21 protein-coding genes are annotated in these 24,417 nt (G+C 74.2%); 12 read left to right on the top strand and 9 right to left on the bottom strand.

The window, feature by feature from the left end; translation table 11 throughout:
* The first annotated feature begins 61 nt into the window (after window positions 1-61).
* Window positions 62-238: a hypothetical protein gene (locus tag G339_RS39365; RefSeq protein ID WP_019630933.1), complete on the top strand. Its 177-nt coding sequence runs from the start codon at window positions 62-64 to the stop codon at window positions 236-238.
* Window positions 239-272: 34 nt separating this feature from the next.
* Here the strand turns inward: G339_RS39365 and G339_RS0109965 are convergent, their stop codons facing one another.
* On the bottom strand, window positions 273-860 hold the full coding sequence (locus G339_RS0109965) for a hypothetical protein (RefSeq protein ID WP_019630932.1): 588 nt from the start codon (window positions 858-860) through the stop codon (window positions 273-275).
* A gap of 119 nt (window positions 861-979) precedes the next feature.
* Between G339_RS0109965 and npdG the strand changes: the two genes are divergently transcribed.
* From npdG to G339_RS0109945, 4 genes are all read left to right on the top strand, one after another.
* Window positions 980-1,672 (top strand): NADPH-dependent F420 reductase, encoded by a 693-nt coding sequence (gene npdG, locus G339_RS0109960; RefSeq protein ID WP_019630931.1) that lies wholly within the window; start codon window positions 980-982, stop codon window positions 1,670-1,672.
* A gap of 88 nt (window positions 1,673-1,760) precedes the next feature.
* On the top strand, window positions 1,761-2,897 hold the full coding sequence (locus G339_RS0109955; protein ID WP_019630930.1) for a potassium channel family protein: 1,137 nt from the start codon (window positions 1,761-1,763) through the stop codon (window positions 2,895-2,897).
* 131 nt (window positions 2,898-3,028) lie between these two features.
* A complete protein-coding gene (locus G339_RS0109950; RefSeq protein ID WP_019630929.1) occupies window positions 3,029-3,436 on the top strand; it encodes a winged helix-turn-helix domain-containing protein in 408 nt (135 codons plus the stop codon).
* Window positions 3,433-4,155: a hypothetical protein gene (locus G339_RS0109945; RefSeq protein ID WP_019630928.1), complete on the top strand. Its 723-nt coding sequence runs from the start codon at window positions 3,433-3,435 to the stop codon at window positions 4,153-4,155. Before G339_RS0109950 ends, G339_RS0109945 begins: the two co-directional genes overlap by 4 nt.
* Here the strand turns inward: G339_RS0109945 and panB are convergent.
* Window positions 4,146-4,994 (bottom strand): 3-methyl-2-oxobutanoate hydroxymethyltransferase, encoded by an 849-nt coding sequence (panB, locus tag G339_RS0109940; protein ID WP_019630927.1) that lies wholly within the window; start codon window positions 4,992-4,994, stop codon window positions 4,146-4,148. The two genes, G339_RS0109945 and panB, sit on opposite strands and share 10 nt — an antisense overlap.
* 247 nt (window positions 4,995-5,241) lie before the next feature.
* Here panB and G339_RS0109935 point away from each other — a divergent pair, with 247 nt between their 5' ends.
* A complete protein-coding gene (locus tag G339_RS0109935; RefSeq protein ID WP_019630926.1) occupies window positions 5,242-7,350 on the top strand; it encodes a SpoIIE family protein phosphatase in 2,109 nt (702 codons plus the stop codon).
* Between the two features lie 603 nt (window positions 7,351-7,953).
* On the opposite strand, the gene G339_RS0109930 is transcribed toward G339_RS0109935, so the two are convergent.
* Window positions 7,954-9,744: an NAD+ synthase gene (locus G339_RS0109930; RefSeq protein ID WP_019630925.1), complete on the bottom strand. Its 1,791-nt coding sequence runs from the start codon at window positions 9,742-9,744 to the stop codon at window positions 7,954-7,956.
* Between the two features lie 34 nt (window positions 9,745-9,778).
* On the bottom strand, window positions 9,779-11,002 hold the full coding sequence (locus G339_RS0109925) for an MDR family MFS transporter (protein WP_019630924.1): 1,224 nt from the start codon (window positions 11,000-11,002) through the stop codon (window positions 9,779-9,781).
* Window positions 11,003-11,074: 72 nt separating this feature from the next.
* Between G339_RS0109925 and G339_RS0109920 the strand changes: the two genes are divergently transcribed.
* Window positions 11,075-12,073, top strand: coding sequence for an ArsR/SmtB family transcription factor (locus G339_RS0109920; RefSeq protein ID WP_019630923.1), 999 nt, complete (start codon window positions 11,075-11,077; stop codon window positions 12,071-12,073).
* Here G339_RS0109920 and G339_RS33170 read toward each other — a convergent pair.
* Window positions 12,012-13,022: a terpene synthase family protein gene (locus tag G339_RS33170; RefSeq protein ID WP_157407447.1), complete on the bottom strand. Its 1,011-nt coding sequence runs from the start codon at window positions 13,020-13,022 to the stop codon at window positions 12,012-12,014. The two genes, G339_RS0109920 and G339_RS33170, sit on opposite strands and share 62 nt — an antisense overlap.
* A 153-nt stretch (window positions 13,023-13,175) precedes the next feature.
* On the opposite strand from G339_RS33170, the gene G339_RS0109910 reads away from it, so the two are divergent.
* The 5 genes from G339_RS0109910 to G339_RS0109890 all read left to right on the top strand — a co-directional run bounded on the left by G339_RS0109910 (window position 13,176) and on the right by G339_RS0109890 (window position 20,378).
* A complete protein-coding gene (locus G339_RS0109910) occupies window positions 13,176-13,988 on the top strand; it encodes an ABC transporter substrate-binding protein (RefSeq protein WP_019630921.1) in 813 nt (270 codons plus the stop codon).
* Window positions 13,989-13,990: 2 nt separating this feature from the next.
* Complete coding sequence (locus G339_RS0109905) at window positions 13,991-14,815, top strand: amino acid ABC transporter permease (RefSeq protein WP_019630920.1); 825 nt, start codon at window positions 13,991-13,993, stop codon at window positions 14,813-14,815.
* Entirely contained in the window at window positions 14,812-15,579 is a 768-nt protein-coding gene (locus tag G339_RS0109900; protein ID WP_019630919.1) for an amino acid ABC transporter ATP-binding protein, read from the top strand. The genes G339_RS0109905 and G339_RS0109900 overlap by 4 nt, the downstream gene beginning before the upstream one ends.
* 267 nt (window positions 15,580-15,846) lie before the next feature.
* Window positions 15,847-17,208 (top strand): type I glutamate--ammonia ligase, encoded by a 1,362-nt coding sequence (gene glnA / locus G339_RS0109895; RefSeq protein WP_019630918.1) that lies wholly within the window; start codon window positions 15,847-15,849, stop codon window positions 17,206-17,208.
* Window positions 17,209-17,279: 71 nt separating this feature from the next.
* Complete coding sequence (locus G339_RS0109890; protein WP_019630917.1) at window positions 17,280-20,378, top strand: bifunctional [glutamine synthetase] adenylyltransferase/[glutamine synthetase]-adenylyl-L-tyrosine phosphorylase; 3,099 nt, start codon at window positions 17,280-17,282, stop codon at window positions 20,376-20,378.
* On the opposite strand, the gene G339_RS33165 is transcribed toward G339_RS0109890, so the two are convergent.
* The 4 genes from G339_RS33165 to glnA (G339_RS0109870) form a co-directional block, all read right to left on the bottom strand.
* Window positions 20,363-21,151: a phosphatase PAP2 family protein gene (locus tag G339_RS33165; protein WP_019630916.1), complete on the bottom strand. Its 789-nt coding sequence runs from the start codon at window positions 21,149-21,151 to the stop codon at window positions 20,363-20,365. The two genes, G339_RS0109890 and G339_RS33165, sit on opposite strands and share 16 nt — an antisense overlap.
* 13 nt (window positions 21,152-21,164) lie before the next feature.
* Window positions 21,165-21,959: a phosphatase PAP2 family protein gene (locus G339_RS33160; RefSeq protein ID WP_019630915.1), complete on the bottom strand. Its 795-nt coding sequence runs from the start codon at window positions 21,957-21,959 to the stop codon at window positions 21,165-21,167.
* Window positions 21,960-22,301: 342 nt separating this feature from the next.
* Window positions 22,302-22,697: an OsmC family protein gene (locus G339_RS0109875; RefSeq protein ID WP_019630914.1), complete on the bottom strand. Its 396-nt coding sequence runs from the start codon at window positions 22,695-22,697 to the stop codon at window positions 22,302-22,304.
* Between the two features lie 173 nt (window positions 22,698-22,870).
* Window positions 22,871-24,295: a type I glutamate--ammonia ligase gene (glnA, locus tag G339_RS0109870; protein ID WP_019630913.1), complete on the bottom strand. Its 1,425-nt coding sequence runs from the start codon at window positions 24,293-24,295 to the stop codon at window positions 22,871-22,873.
* Window positions 24,296-24,417: the final 122 nt, after the last annotated feature.

Below are 24,417 nucleotides of genomic sequence, written 5' to 3'. Positions count from 1 at the left end.
GTGTAGTCAGCGTGGACCGGGCACGAATGGGGGTGCCCGCATGACCGTGAGGAGCGAGCGGATGAGCGACGACGACGGCGACTGGTGGTTCTGCCTGCGGCACGGGAAGGTCGAGCACGGCGCCGGGTGCCCGGACAAGGACCGGATGGGCCCGTACCGGACCGAGGCCGAGGCGGCGGGGGCGCTGGAGCGCGCCCGGCAGCGCAACGAGACCTGGGACGGCCAGGACGACGACTAGTCGGCTAATCCACCACGGGCTAGTCGACCACGGGTCAGTCCACCACGGGTCCGCTGACCGTCTCCAGCAGCCGCGCCAGCCGGTGCCGCAGCCCCGGCCGCCGCCCGGCCGCCGGCTCCGCGGCGGCGGCGCTCACCAGGTGCTGCGCGCCGTCGAACGACAGCAGCGCCTGGTCCGGCGGGACGGTCAGCGACTCGTGGGCGAGCCCGCCCAGCTCCCGGTCGCCGCCGTCGAGCGCCAGGATCGTCGCGCCGGTGCGCCGCGCGTCGTCCACCCGCTCCAGCAGCGGCACCGGCGCCTCGTCCTCGGCGACGACGAACAGCGTCTCGCCGCGCCGCGCCGCCTCCAGCCGCTCCAGCCCGACGCGCAGGTGCGCGGGCGCGTCCGGCGGCGGCGACCAGCGCACCAGCACCGGCGCGAGGCCCGGCAGCGAGTTCAGCCGGCTCTCGTCGTCCAGGTGCGCGGCCAGGTGCCACGGGTCGGCGGCCGGGGTGCCGACGAGCAGCAGGCCGCCGGGGGTGCGGGCGCTGCCGCGCAGCGCCCGGCCGAACTCGCGGGTGCGGCCGAGCCAGCCCGTGGCCGCCAGCACCTCGCGCAACATCATGACCTGGTCCCCGTCCACGGCTCCATCGTGCCGCACGGCCGCCCGCCCGGCCGGGCGTTCGCGGATACGGTCCGGTACCCCGTGAACGGCGGGGCCGCCCGCCCGGGGAAGAACGGCCGTTTGGCAGACTCGGCCGCATGACTGAGCAGCGCACCTCCCCCCACGACCTGCCCGACGTGACCGGGCTGACGATCGGCATCCTCGGCGGCACCGGCGACCAGGGCAAGGGCCTGGCCCGCCGGTTCGCGCTCGCCGGGCACCGCGTGCTGATCGGGTCGCGCAAGGCGGACCGGGCGCAGGAGGCCGCCGACGACCTCGGCGCGGACCTGCCGGTGAGCGGGGCCGAGAACGCCGTCGCCGCGCGCGAGTCGGACGTGGTGGTCGTCGCGGTGCCGTGGGACGGCCACCGCGCGACGCTGGAGTCCGTCCGCGCCGAACTCGCCGGCAAGATCGTCGTCGACTGCGTGAACCCCCTGGCGTTCGAGAAGGGCAAGGGCATGTACGCCCTGCCCGTCGAGGAGGGCAGCGCGGCGCAGCAGGCGGCGGCGATCCTGCCCGACAGCCGCGTCGTCGCCGCGTTCCACCACGTCTCGGCGGTGCTGCTGCTGGACCCGGCGGTGGACGCCATCGACCTGGACGTCCTGGTCCTCGGCGACGACCGCGCGGCCACCGACACCGTCCAGGCCCTCGCGGCCCGCATCCCGGGCGTGCGCGGCATCTGGGGCGGTCGGCTCCACAACGCCCACCAGGTCGAGGCGTTCACCGCGAACCTGATCTCCATCAACCGCCGGTACAAGGCGCACGCGGGACTGCGCGTGACGGACGTCTGACCCGGAGCGCCGCGTCCGGCCCGACACGCCGGACGCGGGCGGCGCGGCCCCGCGCGCCCGGTCGGTCCCGTTCAGTACCGTTGCGCGCGTGGAGAACGGGGGAACCGCGCGCCGTACGCGCGTCCTGCTGCCCTCCACCCGCGTCGGGCCCCTGCGGGCCGTGCTCACGCGGGTGGGGATCGCGGTGCTGCTGCTGGGAGCCGTCGTCGCCGCCGTCTACTTCGACCGCGACGGCTACCGGGACTCGACCGGCGGCCGCCTGTCCTTCCTGGACTGCTTCTACTACGCGACGGTGACCGCCTCCACCACCGGCTACGGCGACATCACGCCGGTCACGCCGGGGGCGCGGCTCGTCAACATCGTCTTCATCACGCCGGTGCGCGTGCTGTTCCTCATCGTCCTCGTGGGCACCACCCTGGAGGTCCTGGCGGAGCGCACCCGCGACGACTGGCGCCGGAACCGCTGGAGGAGCCGGGTGCGCGACCACATCGTGGTGGCCGGTTACGGAACGAAGGGCCGCAGCGCCATCCGGACGCTGCTGAACAGCGGCGAGCCGCACACCAGGATCGTCGTGGTGGACCCGGACCCGCGCGTGGTGTCGGAGGCCGCCGAGGCCGGGTTCGTCGGCATCGTCGGGGACGCGACGCGCAGCTCGGTGCTGCGCCGCGCCGAGGTCGAGCGGGCGCGGGAGATCGTCGTCGCCGCCCCGCGCGACGACACCGCCGTGCTGATCACGCTGACCGCGCGGCAGCTCAACCCGCGCGCGGGCATCCAGGCGGCCGTCCGCGAGGCCGAGAACGCGCCGCTGCTGCGGCAGAGCGGCGCGGACCGGGTCATCACGTCCTCGGAGGCGGCGGGCCGCCTGCTCGGGGTGTCGACGAGCCAGCCGCACGTCAGCGAGGTCATCGAGGACCTGCTGGAGCACGGCCGCGGCCTGGACCTGCTGGAGCGCGCCGTCACCCGCGACGAGGCCGGGCGGTCGCCGCGCGAGCTGGCCGAGCCGGTGCTGTCGGTCGTCCGCGACGGCCGCCCGCTGGCCTACGACGCCCCGGAGTGCGCGACGCTGCGCGCCGGCGACCGCGTCATCGTGGCCCGCTCCGCGCCGCACCGCCCGCACGGCTCCCCGGACGACCGGGTCGCGGACGAGTCCGGCGACGGCTTCTCCGTGGCCGCCGACGCCCAGCGCCGCGAGACCGCCGCCGCCGATGGCGATCGGGAGGACTGATCGTATTTACTGGTTCGTGGGCTTCCGGAAAACCCCCTCGCGTCACGGGGAAGTAACGGGAGCGCCAGCGGACTTCCATGCGTCGAATTGCCGATGATGGCGGGGACCGGTCGGACAGGGGACAGGTGACCATGAGGCACAACCATTCGGCTGATCCGTGGAGCGCGTTCCTCAACACGCCCCGGCGCCGGGGCGACGGCGTCGCGTCCGGCAAGGCGCGCGGCGAGCGCGGCGAGCCGGGGGAGCCGGGCGCGCGCGGCGAGGGCGGCGAGACGGGCGGCTCCGACGCGTCCGGGGGCTCCCGGCCGCGTCCCGAGGACCCCGACCCAGCCCGCGGCCGGGTGCTGGCGCAGCTCGGCTCCGGCCACGGACCCCAGACGTTCACCCAGATCTGCCGCGGCACCGGCCTCGGCCTGCTCGCGGTCGCCGACGCGGTCGAGCGGCTGCGCGACGACGGCCTGGTCGCCGTGGAGCGGCGGCCCGGCGCCGCCGACGGCGACGAGACCGTCCGGCTGGTGGCCGGTCCCGCCGCCGGATGACGGGATACCTCGTCGCGGTCTCGCTGAGCTGCCTCGTCGGGATCGCGGAACTGGTCAGCCGCTACCGCGACCGGCCGATGTCGCTGGTCCGCGTGCCCAGCACCTGGGCGTACGTGCTGATCAACGGCGGGGCGGGCGCGGCGTCGCTGCTGCTCATGCACACGTTCGGGTGGCGGTTCGGCGTGTCCTCGCCCGCCGTCGCGGGCGCGACGCAGGTGCTGGTGGCCAGTCTGGGCTCGATGATGGTGTTCCGCAGCGCGGTGTTCACCGTGCGGGTCGGGGACGAGGACGTCGCGGTCGGGCCGAGCACGCTGCTGCAGTCGCTGCTGGCCGCCGCCGACCGGGGCGTGGACCGGATGCAGGCCAGCACCCGGGCGCAGTCCGCCGGGAAGATCATGGAGGACGTGTCGTTCAAGCGCGCCCAGCTCGCGCTGCCGACCTACTGCCTCGGGCTGCTCCAGAACGTCTCCGCCGAGGACCAGCAGGCGCTCCGCACCGCCGTGGACGCCCTGGCGGCCAGCGAGATGACCGACCGGCAGAAGGCGCTCAACCTCGGCCTGCTGCTGATGAACATCGCCGGGCCGGACGTGCTCGAGGCCGCCGTGAAGACCCTCGCCCGCGAGATCAAGGGCACGGGCGACCTCCCGGAGCTGCCCGCCCCGCGCGACGGGGCGCGGCCGGAACCGCGCCCCGCCCCGGGCCCGGACCGTCAGCGGTAGCTGTGCGCCTCGGTCGGGAACGCGCCGGAGACGACCTCGGAGGCGTACTCGGCCGCGGCCTCGCCCAGCACCCGGTCGATGTCGGCGAACTTCTTGACGAACTTGGCGGTGTGCGGCGTCAGCCCGGCCATGTCCTGCCAGACGAGCACCTGCGCGTCGGTGCCCGGCCCGGCGCCGATCCCCACGGTCGGGATCGACAGCGCGGCGGTGACCTCGTTCGCCACGTCCGCCGGGACGCACTCCAGCACGACGGAGAACGCGCCCGCCGCCTCGATGGCCTTGGCGTCGGCCATCAGCTCGGCCGCGCCCTCGCCGCGCCCCTGGACGCGGTAGCCGCCGAACGCGTTGACCGACTGCGGCGTCAGCCCGAGGTGGCCCATGACGGGGATGCCCGCCGCGACCATCGCCTCGACCTGCGGCGCGACGCGGCGGCCGCCCTCCAGCTTGACGGCGTGCGCGCCGCCCTCCTTGAGGAACCGCGCGGCCGTGGTCAGCGCCTCGGGGACGCTCGCCTGGTAGGACCCGAACGGCAGGTCCGCGACGACCAGCGCCCGCTTGGAGCCGCGCACGACGGCGGCGGTGAGGGGGATCAGCTCGTCCACGGTGACGGGGATGGTGGACTCGTAGCCGTACACGACCATCGCGGCCGAGTCGCCGATCAGCAGGACGGGGATGCCCGCCTCGTCGAACACCCGCGCGCTCTGCGCGTCGTAGGCGGTGAGCATCGGCCACTTCTCGCCGCGCTCCTTGGCGAGGGCGATGTCGCGGACGGTGACCCGTCGCCCGCTCGTCCCGCCGTACAGGGCGGACGGCTGGCTCTTCTCGCTCGCAGCAGACATGAGAATACCTCCGGTCTTGAGGCGCCACGGTGGCGTACCCAGACCTCTCCGATGGTGCCACTAGAAGAACGATTCGGGTAGACCCGGTGATTCCGGACGGGCCGTCCCGCGCCGCGTCAAGCCCCCTGCCTGCGGTTTCCGAGGCGGTAAGACCGATCTTCTCCCCCTGTCCGCCCCCGATGCTCCATACTGGCGCGGGGGAGTGGTCCGACGACAGGCTGTGGGAGCGCGTCAGGTGAGATCCGTGATGGCGCCGCGAGGCGATGCGCCCACCGACGACGCGGCGTCGCGCACGCTGGTGCTGGGCGTCGACGGCGAGCGCAGGATCGTGCAGTGCGGCCCGAACGCCGAGTCGGTGGTCGGCCGCGGGGCCGCCGAGCTGATCGGCCGGCCCGCCGTCGAGCTGGTCGACGACGAGGCCAAGGCCGGCCTGGAGAACCTGCTGGAGGGCATGGCCGCCCGGCAGGAGCGCACCGCCGTGCTGGCCGTGCGCAACGGCGCGGCGGGCACGACGGACGCCGTCGTCACCGCGCAGCCGATGATCGCCGAGGCCGCGGACGGCCCGGCCGGGCTGCTGTTCGTCCGGGTGGCGCTGCCGCCGAGCGAGCGCTACCAGGACCCGGCGCGGATGCGCCGCGCCCTGCTGGACGACCAGCTCCAGCGGTTCGGCGCGTCGCTCGACCTCGACCAGAGCGCCCGCGCGCTGGTGAACGTCATCGTCCCGCACTTCTGCACGGCGGCGGAGGTCCTGGTGCTGGAGAGCCTCGTCGCCGCCGACGAGGTCCACGCCGAGAGCGGGTCGGCCGTGCTGCGCCGCCTCGCGGTGGCCTCCGACGACGGCAACCCGCTGTGGACCGCGACATTCCCGGAGGGGGAGGTCCTGGTCTTCCCGGACAACACGCCCTACCGGGAGCTGCTGGAGAGCGAGCGGGCCGTCCACCGGGCCACCCTCGACGCCGACACCGCGCAGGACATCGCGACCCGCTGGCGGCGCGCCCCGGTCGGGGAGCTGCTGACCGGCGCGTCGATGGTGCTGCTGCCGCTCATCGCGCACGACACGCTGCTCGGCTTCATGGCCTGCACGCGCATCCCGGGGTTCCGCCGGTTCGACGCCTACGACGTCGAGATCGGCATGGAGTTCGCGGCGCGCGCGGCGATCGTCATCGACAACGCGCGGCGGTTCAGCCGCGAGCGGGCGACGGCGCTGGCGCTCCAGCGCAGCCTGCTGCCGACCGGGCTGTCGCACCCGGGCCCGGTCGAGGTCCGGCACCGGTACCTGCCGGGCAGCAAGCTGGTCGAGGTCGGCGGCGACTGGTACGAGTCCATCGCGCTGCCGGGCGCGCGGGTCGCGCTGATCGTCGGGGACGTCGCGGGCCACGGCGTCAAGGCCGCCGTCACGATGGGGCGGCTCCGCACGGCCCTGCACACGCTGGCGAACCTGGAGCTGCCCCCGGCCGACGCGCTGCACGCCATGCACGAGCTGATGATCGAGCTGGGCGAGCAGGAACCGCACTTCGCGACGTGCCTGTACGCCGTGTACGACGCCGTCTCCGGGACGGTCGAGATCGCCTCGGCGGGCCATCTGCCGCCGCTGCTGGTCGCCCCGGACGGCACCAACGAGTACCTGCAGATCCCGCCCGCGCCGCCGCTCGGCGTGACCGGCGGCGCGGCGATCGAGAGCCGCGAGTTCCCCGTCGAGGACGGCAGCGTCTTCGTCATCTACACCGACGGCCTGGTCGAGAACCGGGGCCGCGACATCGACGACGGCCTCGCGCGGCTGCAGAGCGTCTTCGGGCCGGACACCGCGAACCGCCCGATGGAGGACATGGCCAAGGCCGTCCTCGCGGGCGTCTACGCCGACAAGCACCGCGACGACATCGCCGTGCTGATCTCCCGGCTGCGGCGCGTCCCGGCCGACCGGTTCGCGTCCTGGCCGGTGCCGTCCGAACCGGCGGCGGTCCGCCGGGCGCGCGGCTTCGTCCGCACCCAGTTGGAGGCGTGGGACCTGGGCGACCTCGTCTACGCCACCGAGCTGCTGGCGACCGAGCTGATCACCAACGCGATGCGGTACGCCAAGGACGCCAAGGGCCAGATCGAGCTGCGGCTGCTGTACGAGGGCTCACTGGTGTGCGAGGTCCTGGACGGCTCGGCGGCGCTGCCCCGGCTGCGCCACGCCGACGACGACGAGGAGGGCGGCCGCGGTCTGCTCGTCGTCAGCCAGCTCGCCGACCGCTGGGGCACCCGCCGCACGGCCGCGGGCAAGGTCGTCTGGTGCGAGCAGCTCGTCCCCGGCCACGAACACGACACGGACGAGCCCATCCCGGCCTGGCCCGGCGAAAACCACCACCGCGAGTAATTGTGGGAGGACGACCCCCCACACCCCCCGCGGCGCGGAGGATGCATCCTCGCTGCGCCCGGCTCCGCTGGCGCTCCGCAGGGCTTCGCTGCGGTGCATCCTCCGCGCTGTGGCCGCGCGCCGCGAGCCCTGGGGGCTCGCGGCGCGCGACCACGGGAGCCCCGGCCGAAGCCCGGCAACCGTCCCGGGCACAGGGGTTTGCCCGCGTGAGCACGACTGGGTGACCACCGTGGCCACAGGGGTTGCCCGCGTGCGCGCGGCTGGGTGACCACCGTGGCCACAGGGGTTGCCCGCGTGCGCGCGGCTGGGTGACCACCGTGGCCACAGGGGTTGCCCGCGTGCGCGCGGCTGGGTGACCACCGTGGCCACAGGGGTTGCCCGCGTGCGCGCGGCTGGGTGACCACCGTGGCCACAGGGGTTGCCCGCGTGCGCGCGGCTGGGTGACCACCCTGGCCACAGGGGGTTGCCCGGCGGGCGCACGGCCGCGAGCGCCAGCGAGTGGCCGGGCGCGCGCAGCGCGAAGGGTCGCACCGCAGCGAGCGCCAGCGAGTGAGGATGCGGCGCTTCGCGCCGCGGGGGGCGTGGGGGGTCGACCCCCCACAATTACACAGCAGGTTCCCGCCATTTCGTGGTGATCGGGACGCGGCGGTCGCGGCCGAAGTTCTTCGGGGTGATCTTGGGGCCGGGCGGGTACTGGCGGCGCTTGTACTCCGCCAGGTCCACCATGCGGATGACGCGTTCCACGAGCGCGGCGTCGTGGCCCGCGGCGACGAGCGCGTCGCGGCCCATGTCGTTCTCGACGTAGTCGACCAGCAGCGGGTCGAGGACCTGGTAGGGCGGCAGGCTGTCGATGTCGCGCTGGCCGGGCCGCAGTTCCGCCGACGGCTCCTTGACGATGATCGCCTCGGGGATCGGCTCGGCGGTGAACGGGTGCAGGAACGGCAGGTCCGCGCCGACCGCCGAGTTCCGCCACCGGGCCAGCTCCCACACGCGCGTCTTCACCAGGTCCTTGATGGGCGCGAAGCCGCCCGCCGAGTCGCCGTAGAGCGTCGAGTAGCCGGTCGCCAGCTCGCTCTTGTTGCCGCCGGTGAGGACGAGGTGGCCCTCTTCGTTGGACAGGCCCATCCACACGTTCGCGCGGACGCGCGCCTGGAGGTTCTCGGCGGCGAGCCCGTGCAGGTCGAGCTGCGCCTCGAACGCGGCGACCATGTCCGCGATGGGGACGATCCGCGAGCGGACGCCCTGCCGCTTCACGAGTTCCTCGGCGTCGGTCACCGAGTGCTCGGTCGAGTACCGGCTGGGCAGCAGGACGACGTGGACGTTCTCGGGCCCGATCGCGTCGGAGGCGATCGTCGTCACGAGCGCCGAGTCGATCCCGCCGGACAGCCCGAGGATCACCGAGGGGAACCCGTTCTTGCGGACGTAGTCGCGCGTGCCGAGGACCAGCGCCGCGTACATCTCGGCGGGGTCGTCCAGCGGCGCGCGCACGGCGGGCCGCGCGGGCTCCCCGGCCGGGGCGGGCGGCGCGTCGGGCAGGACGCGGCGGTCCACGGTGATCGTCGTGCCGTCGCGGGCGTCGACCGGCTCGTCCGTCGCGCCGTCCACGGCGTCGGGCAGGTCGAGGTCGCAGACCAGCAGGTTCTCGGCGAACTGCGGCGCGCGGGCGAGCAGGCCGCCGTCCGCGCCGACGATGATCGAGTCGCCGTCGAACACCAGCTCGTCCTGGCCGCCGACCATGTTGACGTAGGCGAGCGCGCACCCGGCCTCGCGGGCGCGCGCGGCGCACAGGTCGAGCCGGACGTCGTCCTTGGCGTGCTCGTAGGGCGAGGCGTTGATCGTCAGCAGCAGGCCCGCGCGGGCGGCCCCGGCGACGCCGACCGGCCCGCCGTCCTGCCACAGGTCCTCGCAGACGACGGTGGCGACGTCCACGCCGCCGACGCGCACGACCGGCAGCCGGTCGCCGCGCACGAACACGCGGTACTCGTCGAACACCCCGTAGTTCGGCAGGTGGTGCTTGGCGGACCGGACGACGACCTCGCCGCCGTGCAGCCACGCCGCGCCGTCCAGCGGCGACCCGGCGGGCTGCCCGGTGCGGACGGCCGCGCCGTCGGTGCGCCGGTCGAGGTAGCCGGTGACGACCGGCAGGCCGCCCAGCCCCTCGTCGGCGAGCCGCCGGGCGACGCGGTCGAGCGCGCGCCGCGACGCCGCGACGAACGACGACCGCAGCGCGAGGTCCTCCACCGGGTAGCCGGTGAGCGTCATCTCGGGGAAGGCCACGAGCTGTGCGCCGCGCGCGGCGGCGCGGCGCGTCCACTCCACGATGAGGTCGGCGTTGCCGTCGAGGTCGCCGACGGTCGGGTCCACCTGCGCGAGCGCGATCCTGAGCGTTGCCACGCGATCAAGCCTACGGGACGCCCCCGCTGTATCGTCAAACTGACGAGAAGTGGCGCCGCCGGATCGCCGGGCCGAGCGCGAGCTGCGCCGCCGCCGCGCCCAGCCCGAGCGCCCCGCAGGCCAGCCACAGCGCGGGCGCGCCGAGCCGCAGCAACTGGGTGCCGCCGAGCGGCGCGAGCAGGTACCCGCCCGACCACGCGACGCCGTACAGCGCGTTGTAGCGGCCGCGCAGGTCCGGCGGGGCGAGGTCGGCGACCACCGCTTGCAGTACGGCCGCCGCCGTCACCTCCCCGCACGTCCACAGCAGCACGGCGGCGACGTACCCGGCGAGCGAGTCCGCCAGCACCGTGGACGCGTAGCCCGCGCCGACGAGCAGCATCCCCGCCGCCAGGACGCGGCTGTGGTCGCGGCGGCCCAGCCACGCGTTCACCACCGGCTGCGCGACGACGATCAGCACGCCGTTCGCCCCGGCCGCGACGCCGTACCCGCTCGGCCCGATCCCGTGCTCGCGCATCGCCAGCGGCATCGTCGTCATGCCCTGGAGCAGCACGAACGTGTAGACGAGCGTGATCAGCACGTAGCCGACCAGCACGCGGTCGGCCAGCGCGGCGCGGAACCCGCCGTCGCGCGGCGCGTCCGCCGCCCGCTCCGGCCGCGTCTCGGGGACGGCGCGCCAGACCAGGAGCCCGTACGCGGCGCACGTCGCCGCGTCCGCCCAGAACAGCACCAGGAAGCCGTGCGCGGCGAGCGCCCCGCCGAGCACCATCGCGACGGCGAAGCCGAGGTTGACGGCCCAGAACAGCAGGCCGAACGCGCGCGTCCGGTCGGCGGGCCGGATGACGTCGGCGACGACGGCCGCCGACGCGGGCCGGTGCATGTCGAGGAACAGCCCGCAGGCCAGCGCCGCCGCGCAGATCGCCGGGACGCCGTCCGCGTACCCGACGGCCAGCATCGACGCGCCGGACGCGACGGTCGCGAGCGTCAGCGTCACCCGGCGGCCGACGCGGTCCGCGAGGAACCCGCCGACGACCTGCCCGGCCATCGAGCCCGCGCCGAGCAGCGCGACGACCGCGCCCGCCTGCCCGAGCGACAGCCCGCGCGCGGACACCAGGTACAGGCCGAGGAACGGTTCGACCATCGTGCCGAGCCGGTTGACCAGGGTGCCGGTCCACAGCACCCAGAAGACGCGGGGGAGGCCGCCCAGCCGGGGCGCCAGGAACGCGGCGAGCCGACCGGCGGGGAGAGCGGAGGTGGTCACGACGGCGATCCTCGGGGCGGCGGCGCGTCCGTCCAAATGATTTAGCCTGGGCTGAAAGCAGGAGGTCGCCGCTTGATCGAGTTCGAGTTCGGGCCGGGCGACGTGGCCCGCGTCCGGTTCGCGTTCTCGCCGCTGTGGGAGGCGGTGCGCAGCCTGCGCGTGCTGGCGGACCCGTCCGGGCACGCGCTGCACCTGCCGTGGGCGCGTGCGGTGCGGCCCCGGCTGCGCGGGCTCGACCTCGCGCCGCTGCGCGCCGTGATCCCGGCCGCGGGGTACATCCCGGACTTCCTGACCCCGCCGCCGCGCGGGCCGCTGCCGGACTTCGCCGCCGAGCTGGCCGCCGTCGCCGCGACCCCGCCGGAGACCGTCGCCGCCGAGCTGGCCGAGCTGCCGCGCGACCCCGCGCGCGACGCGCTCGCCGCCGACCCGGCCGCGCCCGCCCGGCTCGCGGAGCTGCTGGACCGGTACTGGGCGACGGCGCTCGCCCCGCACTGGGTGCGGCTGCGCGACCTGCTGGAGGGCGACGTGCTGCGCCGGACGCGGGCGCTCGGCGTCCGGGGCGCGGAGGGCGTCTTCGCCGACCTGCACCCGGGCGTCGCGTGGCGCGGCGGGAGCCTGTTCGTGGACCGCGAGTGGGACTACCGCGTCGCGCTGCGCGGCCGCGGCCTGCTGCTCGTGCCGAGCGCGTTCGTGTGGCCGCAGGCGTCGGTGATGGTCCCGCCGTACCAGCCGATGCTGAGCTACCCGCCGTACGGGGTCGCGACGCTGTGGGAGACCGCGCCCGCCGCGCCGCCGGACGCGCTCGCGGCGCTCGTCGGGAAGGTCCGCGCGGCGGTGCTGGTGGCCGTCGCGGCGCCCGTCGCTACGACGGAGCTGGCGCGGCGGCTGGCCGTCACGCCCGGCGCGGTCAGCCAGCACCTCGGCGTGCTGCGGGCCTGCGGGCTCGTCACCGGGCACCGGGTGGGCCGCCGCGTCCTGTACTCGCGGACCGCCGCCGGGGACGCGCTGGTCAGCGCGGGGACGGCACCGCCTCCGGCCACGCGGCCGTCGCGTACCGGCTCGACTCGATGAGCCAGTCCAGGTGCGCGCGCGGCGCGGCCAGCAGCACGCGCGCGACCCGCTCCGCCGCCAGGCGCTCGGTCGGCTCGTACCGCATCAGGTCCAGCGTGGCGGGCAGCGCGCGGCCCGCCGCCGCGAGGTCGGCGGCGCGCAGCCCGATCCGCTCGCAGACGGTGCGCGCCGCGCGCTCCGGCGCGAACCCGTACGCCGCGCCGAGCACCGTCACGTGGTTGTGGACGTCGCCGCGCCCGAACTCGCGCGGGTAGGACGCGATGTCGTTGCACCACGCGACCGTGTCGGCGGCGGCCTCGGCGAGCGCCGTCCAGCACGGCGTCCCGAACAGGGAGCCGGGCAGCTCCACGCCCAGCACGGGCTCGATCAGGTCGAACAGGAACGGCGCGCCCGCCCGGCGCCGCAGCGACGGGTAGCCGCGCAGGTCGGGGATCTCGCGCATCCGCCGGTGGACGGCCTCCTGCGCGCAGCCCGCCCGCTGCTCCTCCAGGCTCGTCAGGAAGCGGCGGCGCCACGCGCGGCCCTGCAGCCGTCCGGTCGCGCGCCACAGCTCGGCCAGCGCCGCCTCCAGCGGGCGCGCGCCGGGCCGGGCGCCGCCGCGCCGCAGCGCGCCGCCGAGGTCGTCGAACAGGGCGTGGACGGAGTTGGCGCTGCCGCCCAGCGGGTCCTCGTCCAGCAGGTCGTCCAGCGCGAACGCCCACGCCGTCCAGCACGCGAACAGCTCGACGCGGTCCGGCGGCGCGGTCGGGAACAGCCGCGCGGCCAGCCGCTCGCAGCGGGCGGGCGGCCGGGGCCCGGCCAGGCCGCGGGTGCGCGTCCACTCGTCGACGCGCGCGGCGAGGTCGTCGAACCGGGCTCGGACGTCGGCGCGCGGGACGGCGGGACCGGCGGGCGGGGCGGACACGGCCACGCGGTCCCCGAGCGAGTACAGCAAGGAGGAGACGTCCACAAGATGATCATGCAGTGAAGTCGGGTGGAAACAGGGAGATCGCCACGTCAAGTTCCGGGAAAGGGAAGGAAAGCGGCGAGCCGGGCGCCGCCTCGCGTCCGTCCGGTCCGCCATGACAGAGTTCGGTGATCTTCAACAGCGAAGGAGGACGGCTTGTCCGGACGCACCTGGTTCCGGTCCGCGCTCTGCGCGGGCCTCGCCGCCCTGACCCTGGGGTCGGCGGCGGCCTGCGGGGACGACTCGGCCACCGTGCAGGGGGCGAAGCTCGTCAGGAAGGGCGCGCTGACCACCTGCACCCACCTGCCCTATCCGCCGTTCCAGTCCGAGCAGGGCGGCAAGGTCGTCGGGTTCGACGTGGACGTCATCGACCTGGTCGCCAAGAAGCTCGGCGTCACCCAGAAGATCGTCGACACGCCGTTCGAGACCATCAAGACCGGCTCCGCGCTCAACGCGGGCAAGTGCGACATCGCGGCGGCGGGCATGACGATCAAGCCCGAGCGCGCGAGGTTCATCGACTTCAGCGAGCCGTACTTCACCGCGACGCAGGCGCTCATGGGCGCGAAGGACGGCAAGAAGTACACCGCGCTCGCGGACGCCGAGGGCGACGGCCTGAAGGTCGGCACGCAGGCGTCCACCACGGGCGAGGAGTACGCCCGCGCGCAGAAGCTCGACACCGTCTCGTTCAAGGACTCCACGTCCCTGCTGAACGGGCTGCGGACGGGCCGCGTGCAGGCCGTCGTCGAGGACTACCCCGTGATCCAGGGCTGGCTGAAGGACCCCGCCAACGCCAAGTACGGCGTTCTCGGCGACTACGACACCGGTGAGAAGTACGGCTTCGCGGTCCGCAAGGGCCAGAACCCCGGCCTGCTCAAGATCCTCAACGAGGTGATCACGGCGGCCCGCGCGGACGGCACGTACAAGGCGATCTACGAAAAGTGGATCGGCCCGATGCCGGCGGGCGAGTAGCCGTGGCCGCGAACCCGGCGCCGGCCCGGTCCGGCGCGGCGCGCCGCCGCCGGCGGCGGCTCGTGCGCGGCGGCGAGTACGGCCTGGTCGTCGCGGTGCTCGTCGCCGTCGGCGCGCTCGCCGACTGGAACTCGCTGCGGACCAACTTCTTCAACACCGACGTCATCGGCGGGCTGTTCCCCGACATCATCACCATCGGGCTGCGCAACACCGTCGTCTACACGGCGATCGGGTTCGTGCTGGGGCTGACGGCGGGGCTCGTGCTCGCGCTGATGCGGCTCTCGTCCGTCCCCCCATACCGGTGGTTCGCGATCGGCTACGTGGAGGTCTTCCGCGGCCTGCCCGCGCTGCTGATCTTCATCTTCGTGGGCGTCGGCGTCCCGCTGGCGTTCCCCGGGACGAGCCTGCCCGGCGGTGTCTACGGCCAGGCCGGGCTCGCGCTCGCCCTCGTCTCCGCCGCGTACATGGCCGAGACGATCCGGGCGGGCATCCAGGCGGTCCCGCGCGGCCAGATGGAGGCGGCCCGCTCGCTCGGGATGTCCCACTCCCGCGCGATGCGGACGATCATCGTCCCGCAGGCGCTGCGGACGGTCGTCCCGCCGCTCACCAACGAACTGGTCCTGCTCTTCAAGGACTCCTCGCTGGCCCTGTTCATCGGCGTCTCGCTGGACCAGCGGGAGCTCGCCAAGTTCGGGCAGGACCTCGCGGGCGAGAAGAACAACACGACGCCGATCGTCGTCGCCGGCCTGTGCTACCTGGCCGTCACGATCCCGCTGGGCTACCTGGCCCGGCGGCTGGAGGCGCGGCGCGGCGGGGAGGCGCGATGAGGGCGATCGAGATCGAGGGCCTGCGCAAGGCGTTCGGCGACGACGAGGTGCTGCGGGGGATCGACCTCGCGGTGGAGGCGGGCGAGGTGGTGTGCGTCATCGGCCCGTCCGGGTCGGGCAAGTCCACGCTGCTGCGGTGCGTGAACCTGCTGGAGGTCCCGACCGGCGGCACGATCCGGGTGGACGGCGACGAGATCACCGACCCCGACGCCGACCTGGACGCGCTGCGCCGCCGCATCGGCATGGTGTTCCAGCAGTTCAACCTGTTCCCGCACCTGACGGCGCTGGAGAACGTCATGGTCGCGCAGGTCAAGGTGCTGCGGCGGCCGCGCGCCGAGGCCGAGCGGATCGCCCGGGAGAACCTCGACCGGGTCGGCCTCGCCGACCGCGCCGACGCGTTCCCGACGCGGCTGTCGGGCGGGCAGCAGCAGCGCGTCGCCATCGCGCGGGCGCTGGCGATGGGGCCGTCGGTGATGCTGTTCGACGAGCCGACGTCCGCGCTGGACCCCGAGCTGGTCGGGGACGTCCTCGGCGTGATGCGCGGCCTGGCCGAGGACGGCATGACGATGCTCGTCGTCACCCACGAGATGAGCTTCGCGCGCGAGGTCGCGGACCGGGTGGTGTTCCTGGACGGCGGCGTCGTCGTGGAGGACGGCCCGGCCGCGCGGGTGATCGCCGAACCGGAGAAGCCGCGCACGCGGGAGTTCCTGGCGCGCGTCCTGGACCCGGCCGCCGCCGCGCCGCCCAAGCGGGGCAAGGAGTAGCGCGCGGGCCGCCGCTGTCGGCGGCCCGCGTCATATGGCAAAGTTCGTCCTGGTAGATCCCCTGGGGTCCGCCACCGCGTCACCGCCGGGCTCCCCGGCGGCGGACCGGACGTAACGTCGCGGTAACAGCGGCGGGGCATACTGCAGGTCGAGGCGTACCGGCGGCGGCGCCGCCCGGTCCCGGCCCGTTAGCCCCCCGCCGCCGCGGGGAAGGGGCCGACCGGCGCGGGTCCGCGCCGGGCGACCGCACCACCGAGGGAGAAGGCTTTGGACCGTCAGCAGGAGTTCGTGCTCCGCACGCTGGAGGAGCGCGACATCCGCTTCATCCGGCTGTGGTTCACCGACGTGCTCGGGTTCCTGAAGTCCGTCGCGGTCGCGCCCGCCGAACTGGAGGGCGCCTTCGGCGAGGGCATCGGGTTCGACGGCTCGGCCATCGAGGGCTTCGCGCGCGTGTACGAGGCCGACATGATCGCCAAGCCGGACCCGTCGACCTTCCAGGTCCTGCCGTGGCGCAGCGAGAGTCCCGGCGTCGCCCGCATGTTCTGCGACATCCTCATGCCGGACGGCACGCCGAGCTTCGCCGACCCCCGGTTCGTCCTCAAGCGCACTCTCGCCCGCGCCGCCGACCTCGGGTTCACCTTCTACACCCACCCCGAGATCGAGTTCTTCCTGTTCGCCGACCGGTCCGAGGACGGCCGCGAGCCCGTCCCGGTCGACTCCGGCGGCTACTTCGACCACACGCCGCACAGCTCCGCGCACGACTTCCGGCGCAACGCGATCACCATGCTGGAGGCGATGGGCATCTCGGTGGAGTTCAGCCACCACGAGGGCGCGCCCGGCCAGCAGGAGATCGACCTGCGGTACGCCGACGCGCTCACCACCGCCGACAACATCATGACGTTCCGGCTCGTCATGAAGGAGGTCGCGCTGGAGCAGGGCGTCTTCGCGTCCTTCATGCCCAAGCCGTTCACCGAGCACCCCGGCTCGGGCATGCACACCCACATGTCGCTGTTCGAGGGCGACCGCAACGCCTTCTACGAGCCCGGCGCCGAGTTCCAGCTCTCCAAGGTCGGCCGCGCGTTCATCGCGGGCCTGCTGCGGCACTCCGCCGAGATCACCGCCGTCTGCAACCAGTGGGTGAACTCCTACAAGCGGCTGTGGGGCGGCGTCGGGTCCACGGCGGGCGCGGGCGGCGAGGCCCCGTCCTACATCTGCTGGGGGCACAACAACCGGTCCGCGCTCATCCGCGTCCCGATGTACAAGCCCCACAAGGGCCACGCGACGCGGGTCGAGTTCCGCTCCCTCGACACCGCCGCCAACCCCTACCTCGCGTTCGCCGCGATGCTCGGCGCGGGCCTCAAGGGCATCGAGGAGGGCTACGAGCTGCCGCCCGGCGCCGAGGACGACGTCTGGGCGCTCACCCCCGCCGAACGCCGCGCCCTCGGCATCGAACCGCTCCCGCAGGACCTCGACGAGGCCATCCACGCGATGGAGCACAGCGAGCTGATGGCCGACGTCCTCGGCGAGCACGTCTTCGACTTCTTCCTGCGCAACAAGCGCCAGGAGTGGGAGGAGTACCGCCGCCAGGTGAGCGAGTTCGAGCGCAGGCGCCTCATCACGATCCTGTAGGGCGCGCGGCGCGGATCGAGACCGTCTCGTGTTCGCGTCCGCCCGCCCCGCGCGGCCCCGGCGGGACTACCGTGGAGGCCGTGAGCGAGCCGTGGACCTCTGAACGCCGCCCCTCCCTGACCGGCCGCCTCGCGCGGCTCGGGTTCACCGACGCGGCCCGCGCCGAGCGGCTGCTGACCGACGCCGACCGGGGCCCCGGCACCGTCCCCGGCGGCGAGCTGCTGGACGCGCTCGGCGCCGCCGCCGACCCCGACCTCGCGCTCGGCGGGCTGCTGCGGCTGTTCGCCGCCGCCGACGAGCGCGGCCTCGGCACCCGGCTGCGCGCCGCCCTGGCGACCGAGCCGGGCACCCGCGAGCGGCTGGTCGCCGTCCTCGGCGTCAGCGACGCCCTCGCCGACCACCTCGCCCGCCACCCCGGGCACTGGGAGGTGCTGCGCGACGGGGCGCTGCCCGCCCCGCCCGGCCCCGGCGCGGCGCTGCCGGACGGGGAGGACGTCGAGCCGTCCCGCGAGCTGCGCGCCGCCGCGCTGCGGGCCGCGCTGCTGCGCGCCGTCGGCGCGGACCCGGCCGACCCCGAGCCCGTCGCGGCGGCCGACGACGCGCTCGTCGCGCTGCGCGCCGAGTACCGCAGGCACCTGCTCGCCCTGGCCGGACTCGACCTCACCGGGGCCGCCGACGTGTCCGACGTCGCCGCCGACCTCGCCGACCTCGCCGCCGCCGCGCTGGAGGCCGGGCTCGCCCTCGGCCGCGCCGAGATCCCCGAGCACGCCGCGTGCCGCCTCGCCGTCATCGGCATGGGCAAGGCGGGCGGCCGGGAGCTGAACTACGTCAGCGACGTCGACGTCGTCTTCGTGGCCGAGGCCCGCGACGGCGCCGACGAGGACGCCGCGCTGCGCGCCGCGACCCGCCTGGCGTCCGCGATGATGCGCGCCTGCTCGGCCAGCACCGCCGAGGGCGCGCTGTGGGACGTGGACGCCGCGCTGCGCCCCGAGGGCAAGGCCGGGCCGCTCGTCCGGTCCCTCGCCAGCCACCGCGCCTACTACGAGCGGTGGGCGAAGACCTGGGAGTTCCAGGCGCTGCTCAAGGCCCGTCCGCTCGCGGGCGACCCCGGCCTCGGGCAGCGGTACCTGGCGACGACGGCCCCGCTGGTCTGGCAGGCCGCCGAGGGCGAGAAGTTCGTCGAGGACGTCCAGCAGATGCGCCGCCGCGTCGAGGCCGACCTGAACCGCCGCTCCGCCGAGGCCGACCGGCAGCTCAAGCTCGGGCCCGGCGGGCTGCGCGACATCGAGTTCGCCGTGCAGCTCCTCCAGCTCGTCCACGGCCGCGCCGACGAGTCGCTGCGCAGCCCCACCACGCTCGACGCGCTGGACGCGCTGTCGGCGGGCGGCTACGTCGGCCGCGACGACGCCGCCGCGCTCGCCTCGGCGTACCGGTTCCTGCGCCGCGTCGAGCACCTGGTGCAGCTCCACCGGCTGCGCCGCACCCACCTCGTCCCCGAGGACCCGGCCGACCTGCGGCGGCTCGGCCGCGCGCTCGGCCTGCGCGCCGACCCCGTCGGGGAGTTCACCGCGCTGTGGCGGCGGCACGCCCGCGAGGTCCGCCGCATCCACGAGAAGGTGTTCTACCGGCCGCTGCTGCGCGCCGTCGCCAAGCTGCCGGGGGAGGAGGCGCGGCTGACCGCCGACGCCGCCCGCGCCCGGCTCGTCGCGCTCGGCTACGCCGACCCGGCGGGCGCGCTGCGGCACATCGAGGCGCTGACGTCGGGGGTGTCGCGGCGCGCGTCGATCCAGCGGACGCTGCTGCCGGTCATGCTCGGCTGGTTCGCCGACGCCCCCGACCCCGACGCGGGCCTGCTCGGGTTCCGCCGCGTCAGCGACGAGCTGGGCGCGACCCCCTGGTACCTGCGGCTGCTGCGCGACGAGGTCACCGTCGCCGAGCGCATGGCCTGCATCCTCGGGACCAGCCGGTACGCCACCGACCTGCTGCTGCGCAACCCCGAGGCCGTCACGATCCTCGGCAGCAAGGCCGAGCTGACGCCGCGCCCGGTCGCGGCGCTGCGCACCGAGGCGCTGTCGGCCGTCCGGCGGCGCGCCGGGTCGGGCGGCGCGCCGCCCGCCGAGGACGCGGTCGCGGCGGTCCGCGCGGTGCGGCGGCGCGAGCTGCTGCGCGTCTCGGTCGCGGACGTGCTCGGCCTCGCCGACGTCGCGACGGTCGGGGAGGCGCTCACCGACATCACGACCGTCACGATCGAGGCGGCGCTGCAGGCGGCGATCGGCAAGATCGAGATGGAGCGGCGGTCGCCGCTGCCGACCCGGTTCGCCGTCATCGCGATGGGCCGGTACGGCGGCCACGAACTCGGCTACGGCAGCGACGCCGACGTCATGTTCGTCCACGACCCGCTGCCCGGCGCCGACGACGGCGACGCGGGCCGCGCCGCGCACGCCGTCGCGGAGGAGACGCGGCGGCTGCTCGCGCTGCCCGCCGCCGACCCGCCGCTGGAGATCGACCCGAACCTGCGCCCCGAGGGCCGCCAGGGTCCGCTCGTCCGCACCCTCGCCTCCTACGCCGCGTACTACGCGCGCTGGTCGGAGCCGTGGGAGAGCCAGGCGCTGCTGCGCGCCGACCCGCTCATCGGCGACCCGGAGCTGACCGAGCGGTTCCGCGCCCTCATCGACCCGATGCGCTGGCCCGAGGACGGCATCGACGACGCCGCGCTGCGCGAGATCCGCCGGATCAAGGCGCGCATGGAGTCCGAGCGGCTGCCGCGCGGCGTCGAGCGCCGCCTGCACATGAAGCTCGGGCCGGGCGGCCTGGCGGACGTCGAGTGGGTCGCGCAGCTCCTCCAGCTCCAGCACGCCTGGGAGACGCCCGCGCTGCGCACGACGCGGACGCTCGCCGCCCTCGACGCCGCCGTCGAGGCCCACCTGCTCGACGCGGCCGACGCCGAGGTCCTCGGCGACGCGTGGAAGCTCGCCACCCGGCTGCGCAACGCCATCATGCTCGTGCGCGGCCGCGCGTCGGACCTGCTGCCCACCGACCACCACCACGAGCGGACGTCCATCACCCAGATGCTCGGCTACGACGCGACCGGCGAGCTGCTGGAGGACTACCGGCGGCGCGCCCGGCACGCCCGGTCGGTGGTCGAGCGCGTCTTCTACGGGGCGGAGTGACCAGGCGCGCGGGCCGCCGCCGGGACGGTCCGCGCGACGCCGAGCACCAGCGCCGCCGCCGTCGCCAGCGTCGCCGCGCCGCCGACCGCGTCGAGCACGAAGTGGTTCGCCGTCCCCATGATCACCAGGACGGTCGCGGCGGGGTACAGGAACGCCAGCGCGCGCAGCCACACCCGGCGCGCGGCGACCGCGACGCAGATCGCGCACCACAGCGACCAGGCGGTGTGCAGCGACGGCATCGCGGCGTACTGGTTGGTGACGCTCGCGGTCGGGCCGGAGTCGTAGATCCCCCACGTCCCGAAGTAGGGGACGGTGTCCACGAAGCCGGGCAGCATCCGCGGCGGCGCGAGCGGGAACAGCCAGAAGCCGACCAGGCCGAGGACGGTCGTGGCGAACAGCAGCGTGCGCAGCGCGGTGTACCGGTGGGGCCGGCGGGCGTACAGCCACACGAGCACGCCGATCGTCACGACGAAGTGCAGCGTGCCGTAGAAGTAGTTCGCGGCCACCGCGAGCGGCGTGTGGGCGACGAACAGGTGGTTCAGCGCGGCCTCGACGTCCACGTGCATGCGGTACTCGACGGCTAACAGCTCGTACGCCCGGTGGACCGCTCCAGCGTGGTCGGTCGGGACGAGGTTGCGCACGGTCGAGTACGCCGCGTAGCACACCGACACCAGCAGCAGTTCGGGCCAGAGCCGGAGCCGGCCCGGCCCCCGGCCGGGCCCCGCGGAGGGATCGCGTCGCCTCTCCTCGGGCGCACCGGCCGTCTTCGTCATGCCGACAAGGTTGTCAGACTTCCGCCGTCGATGAGTCGCCCGCCGGTCCGCCGCGCGCCGTCGCGCCGCGGCGCACCCGCGCCGCCACCCGTCCCACCGCTCTTCCCGGCAGCCCGCGCAGGGGCGCCGGGCAGCGATGGTAGGCGAGCCAGGCGGCGCTCAGCGAGCCCGCGATCAGCACGATGCCCGCGACCGCGTCCAGCACGTAGTGGTTCGCGGTGGACAGGATGACGAACAGCGTCGTCGCGGGGTACAGCACCGCGAGCAGCTTCACCCAGCGCCGCGCCGCCAGCTTGATGATCACGAACCCGCACCAGATCGACCAGCCGGCGTGCATCGAGGGCATCGCGGCGTACTGGTTGGAGAACGAGCCGGACGCGTCGCCGGAGTACAGGCCGAGGGAGTGCAGCGCCGTCACCGGGTCGACGAAGCCCTCGGTGTGCAGGAAGCGCGGCGGCGCGAGCGGGTAGAGCCAGAAGCCGAACAGCGCGACGCCCGTCGCGAGGACGAACGACGTCCGCAGCCACCGGTAGTCCTGCGGATGCCGCCGCCACACCCACGCCATGACCGAGATGGTGACCACGAAGTGCGCGGTGGCGTAGAAGACGTTGGCGGCGCGTGCGAGCCAGGGCACGTGGAGCAGCGCCTGGTTCATCCAGAGCTCGACGTCGATGCCGAGGAACCGCTCGGCGGACAGGATCTCGTGGGCGTGGCGGAACGCGGGACCGGTGCCGTCCTCGACGAGCACGAGCCGCGTCAGCGAGTACCCGGTGTAGAAGAGCGCGATGAGCAGGAGCTCCCGCCACACGGGGGGAGCGCCGAGGCCAATGCCGGCCGCCGGACGGGTCGAGCGTTCGGGAGCGGGCTGGCCTCTGGGGGGCGCAGGGGCGGTTTGGGCCATGCTACCTATCTTTGCCGTGTGATCACCGGCTTGAGATCACCGCGACGAACGGTCTTCATCTCAGCCTTGAGTAGTAGGTCCTCGATGCGGCATACGGACCTTCGGTGGAGGCGGGGTGCGGGGGACTCGCGGGCGCCGCCTCGGCGGATCGCGCATCGTGCTCCCTTCGCCACTGTTCGGGGTGATTCGAGTGGTACGGCAGCCATACCCGATCTTTCCCCGGTCATGGCCGCCGGACGCCGCCGGGGGTCAGGGAAGCACCTGCTCGACGGTCATCGGCTCGCGCAGCGCGTTGCCGACCGTGCAGTACCGCTCGTGGACGCGGTGCGCGACGGCCTCGAACACCTCCGCGGCCTTCTCGTCGTCCGCGGGCAGCTCGACGTCGTACGTCAGCGTGATCTTCCCCAGCCGGCTCGTCTCGACCTTCTCGGCGGCCGCGACCGCCTCCAGCCGCACCAGCCGGTGCCCGCGCTGCGCGGTCAACGGCTCCACCGTCACCAGCTCGCACCCGCCGAGCGCCGCCAGCAGCAGCTCCACCGGGCTGAACACCCCGTCGTCCTCGGGACCGCCCACGGCCACGCGCGCGCCGCGGTCGTTGACCGCCTCGAAACCGTCCTCGGTCCGCCGGACCCGAACGCTGGCCATGCGCCCTCCCTTGATCGACATCTCCTAGGCGGCAACACCCCAATCTGCCCTGATCTTCCCCAAACCTCGACAACGGTTCAGCAACGGTCCACCTCCCCGCCCGCGCGCGGCCACCTCGCGAACGACGAAGCGCGGGCACCGGAGGACCGGTGCCCGCGCTTCGGGTGTGCGGATCAGACGTCGTAGTACATCTCGAACTCGTGGGGGTGGGGGCGGAGGCGGACCGGGTCGATCTCGAACTCGCGCTTCATGGAGATCCACGTCTCGATGAGGTCCGGCGTGAAGACGCCGCCCTCCAGGAGGTAGTCGTGGTCGGCCTCCAGCGCGTTCAGGACCGCGTCCAGCGAGCCGGGGACCTGCGGGATCGCGCGGGCCTCCTCCGGGGGCAGCTCGTAGAGGTCCTTGTCGACCGGCTCGGCGGGCTCGATCTTGTTCTTGATGCCGTCCAGCCCGGCCATCAGCATCGCCGAGAACGCCAGGTACGGGTTGCAGGACGGGTCCGGGACGCGGAACTCGATCCGCTTCGCCTTCGGGTTCGACCCCGTGATGGGCACGCGGATGCACGCCGACCGGTTCCGCTGCGAGTACACCAGGTTCACCGGCGCCTCGAAGCCCGGGACGAGCCGGTGGTAGGAGTTCAGCGTCGGGTTCGTGAACGCCAGCAGCGACGGCGCGTGCTTCAGCAGCCCGCCGATGTAGTAGCGCGCCGTGTCCGACAGGCCCGCGTAGCCGACCTCGTCGTAGAACAGCGGCGACCCGTCCTTCCAGAGCGACTGGTGGACGTGCATGCCCGAGCCGTTGTCGCCGAAGATCGGCTTCGGCATGAACGTGACCGTCTTGCCCGCCGCGCGCGCCACGCTCTTCACGACGTACTTGTAGAGCATGAGCTGGTCGGCGCTCTTGAGCAGCGTGTCGAACTTGACGCCGATCTCCGCCTGGCCCGCCGTGCCCACCTCGTGGTGGTGCAGCTCGACCTTGATGCCGACGCCCATGAGCTGCGCCGCCATCTCCGTCCGCAGGTCGGCGTAGTGGTCCATCGGCGGGACGGGGAAGTACCCGCCCTTGTAGGGCGGCTTGGCGCCGAGGTTGCCGCCCTCCTCCTCGCGTCCGGTGTTCCACGCGCCCTCGACCGAGTCGAGGAAGTAGTAGCCCGCGTTCTGCTTCGTCTCGAACCGGACGTCGTCGAAGATGTAGAACTCCGCCTCGGGCCCGACGAACACCGTGTCGGCGATGCCCGTGCCGCGCACGTAGTCCTGCGCCTTGCGGGCGACGTTGCGCGGGTCGCGGCTGTACGGCTCCCCGGTGAGGGGGTCGTGGACGAAGAAGTTCAGATTCAGCGTCTTGTGCCTGCGGAACGGGTCGATGACGGCGGTCGCCGGGTCCGGCAGGAGCAGCATGTCCGACTCGTGGATCTCCTGGAACCCGCGCACGGACGAGCCGTCGAACATCAGCCCGTTGGTGAAGAAGTCCGTGTCGAACCGCTCCGCCGGGAACGTGACGTGCTGCATCTTCCCCGGCAGGTCCACGAACCTGCAGTCGATGAACTGCACGTCATGATCCCTGATGAAGCTCAGGACCTCGTCGGCACTGCTGAACATTCAGCCTCCCTAGGGGCGCTCATGGCCGGGACTCCAGGCTAGGACCGGTCAGGTTTCCCGCTCGTGTCCCGTGTGTTTCGCCCGTGTTACATGTCACGCGAAGGCGCATCCCGGGGCCGTCC

This window comes from Actinomadura atramentaria DSM 43919, assembly GCF_000381885.1.
GTDB classification, from domain to species: domain Bacteria; phylum Actinomycetota; class Actinomycetes; order Streptosporangiales; family Streptosporangiaceae; genus Spirillospora; species Spirillospora atramentaria.
The sequence above is the reverse complement of the archived record's forward strand: the minus strand, read 5'-3'. Positions and strand labels throughout refer to the sequence as shown.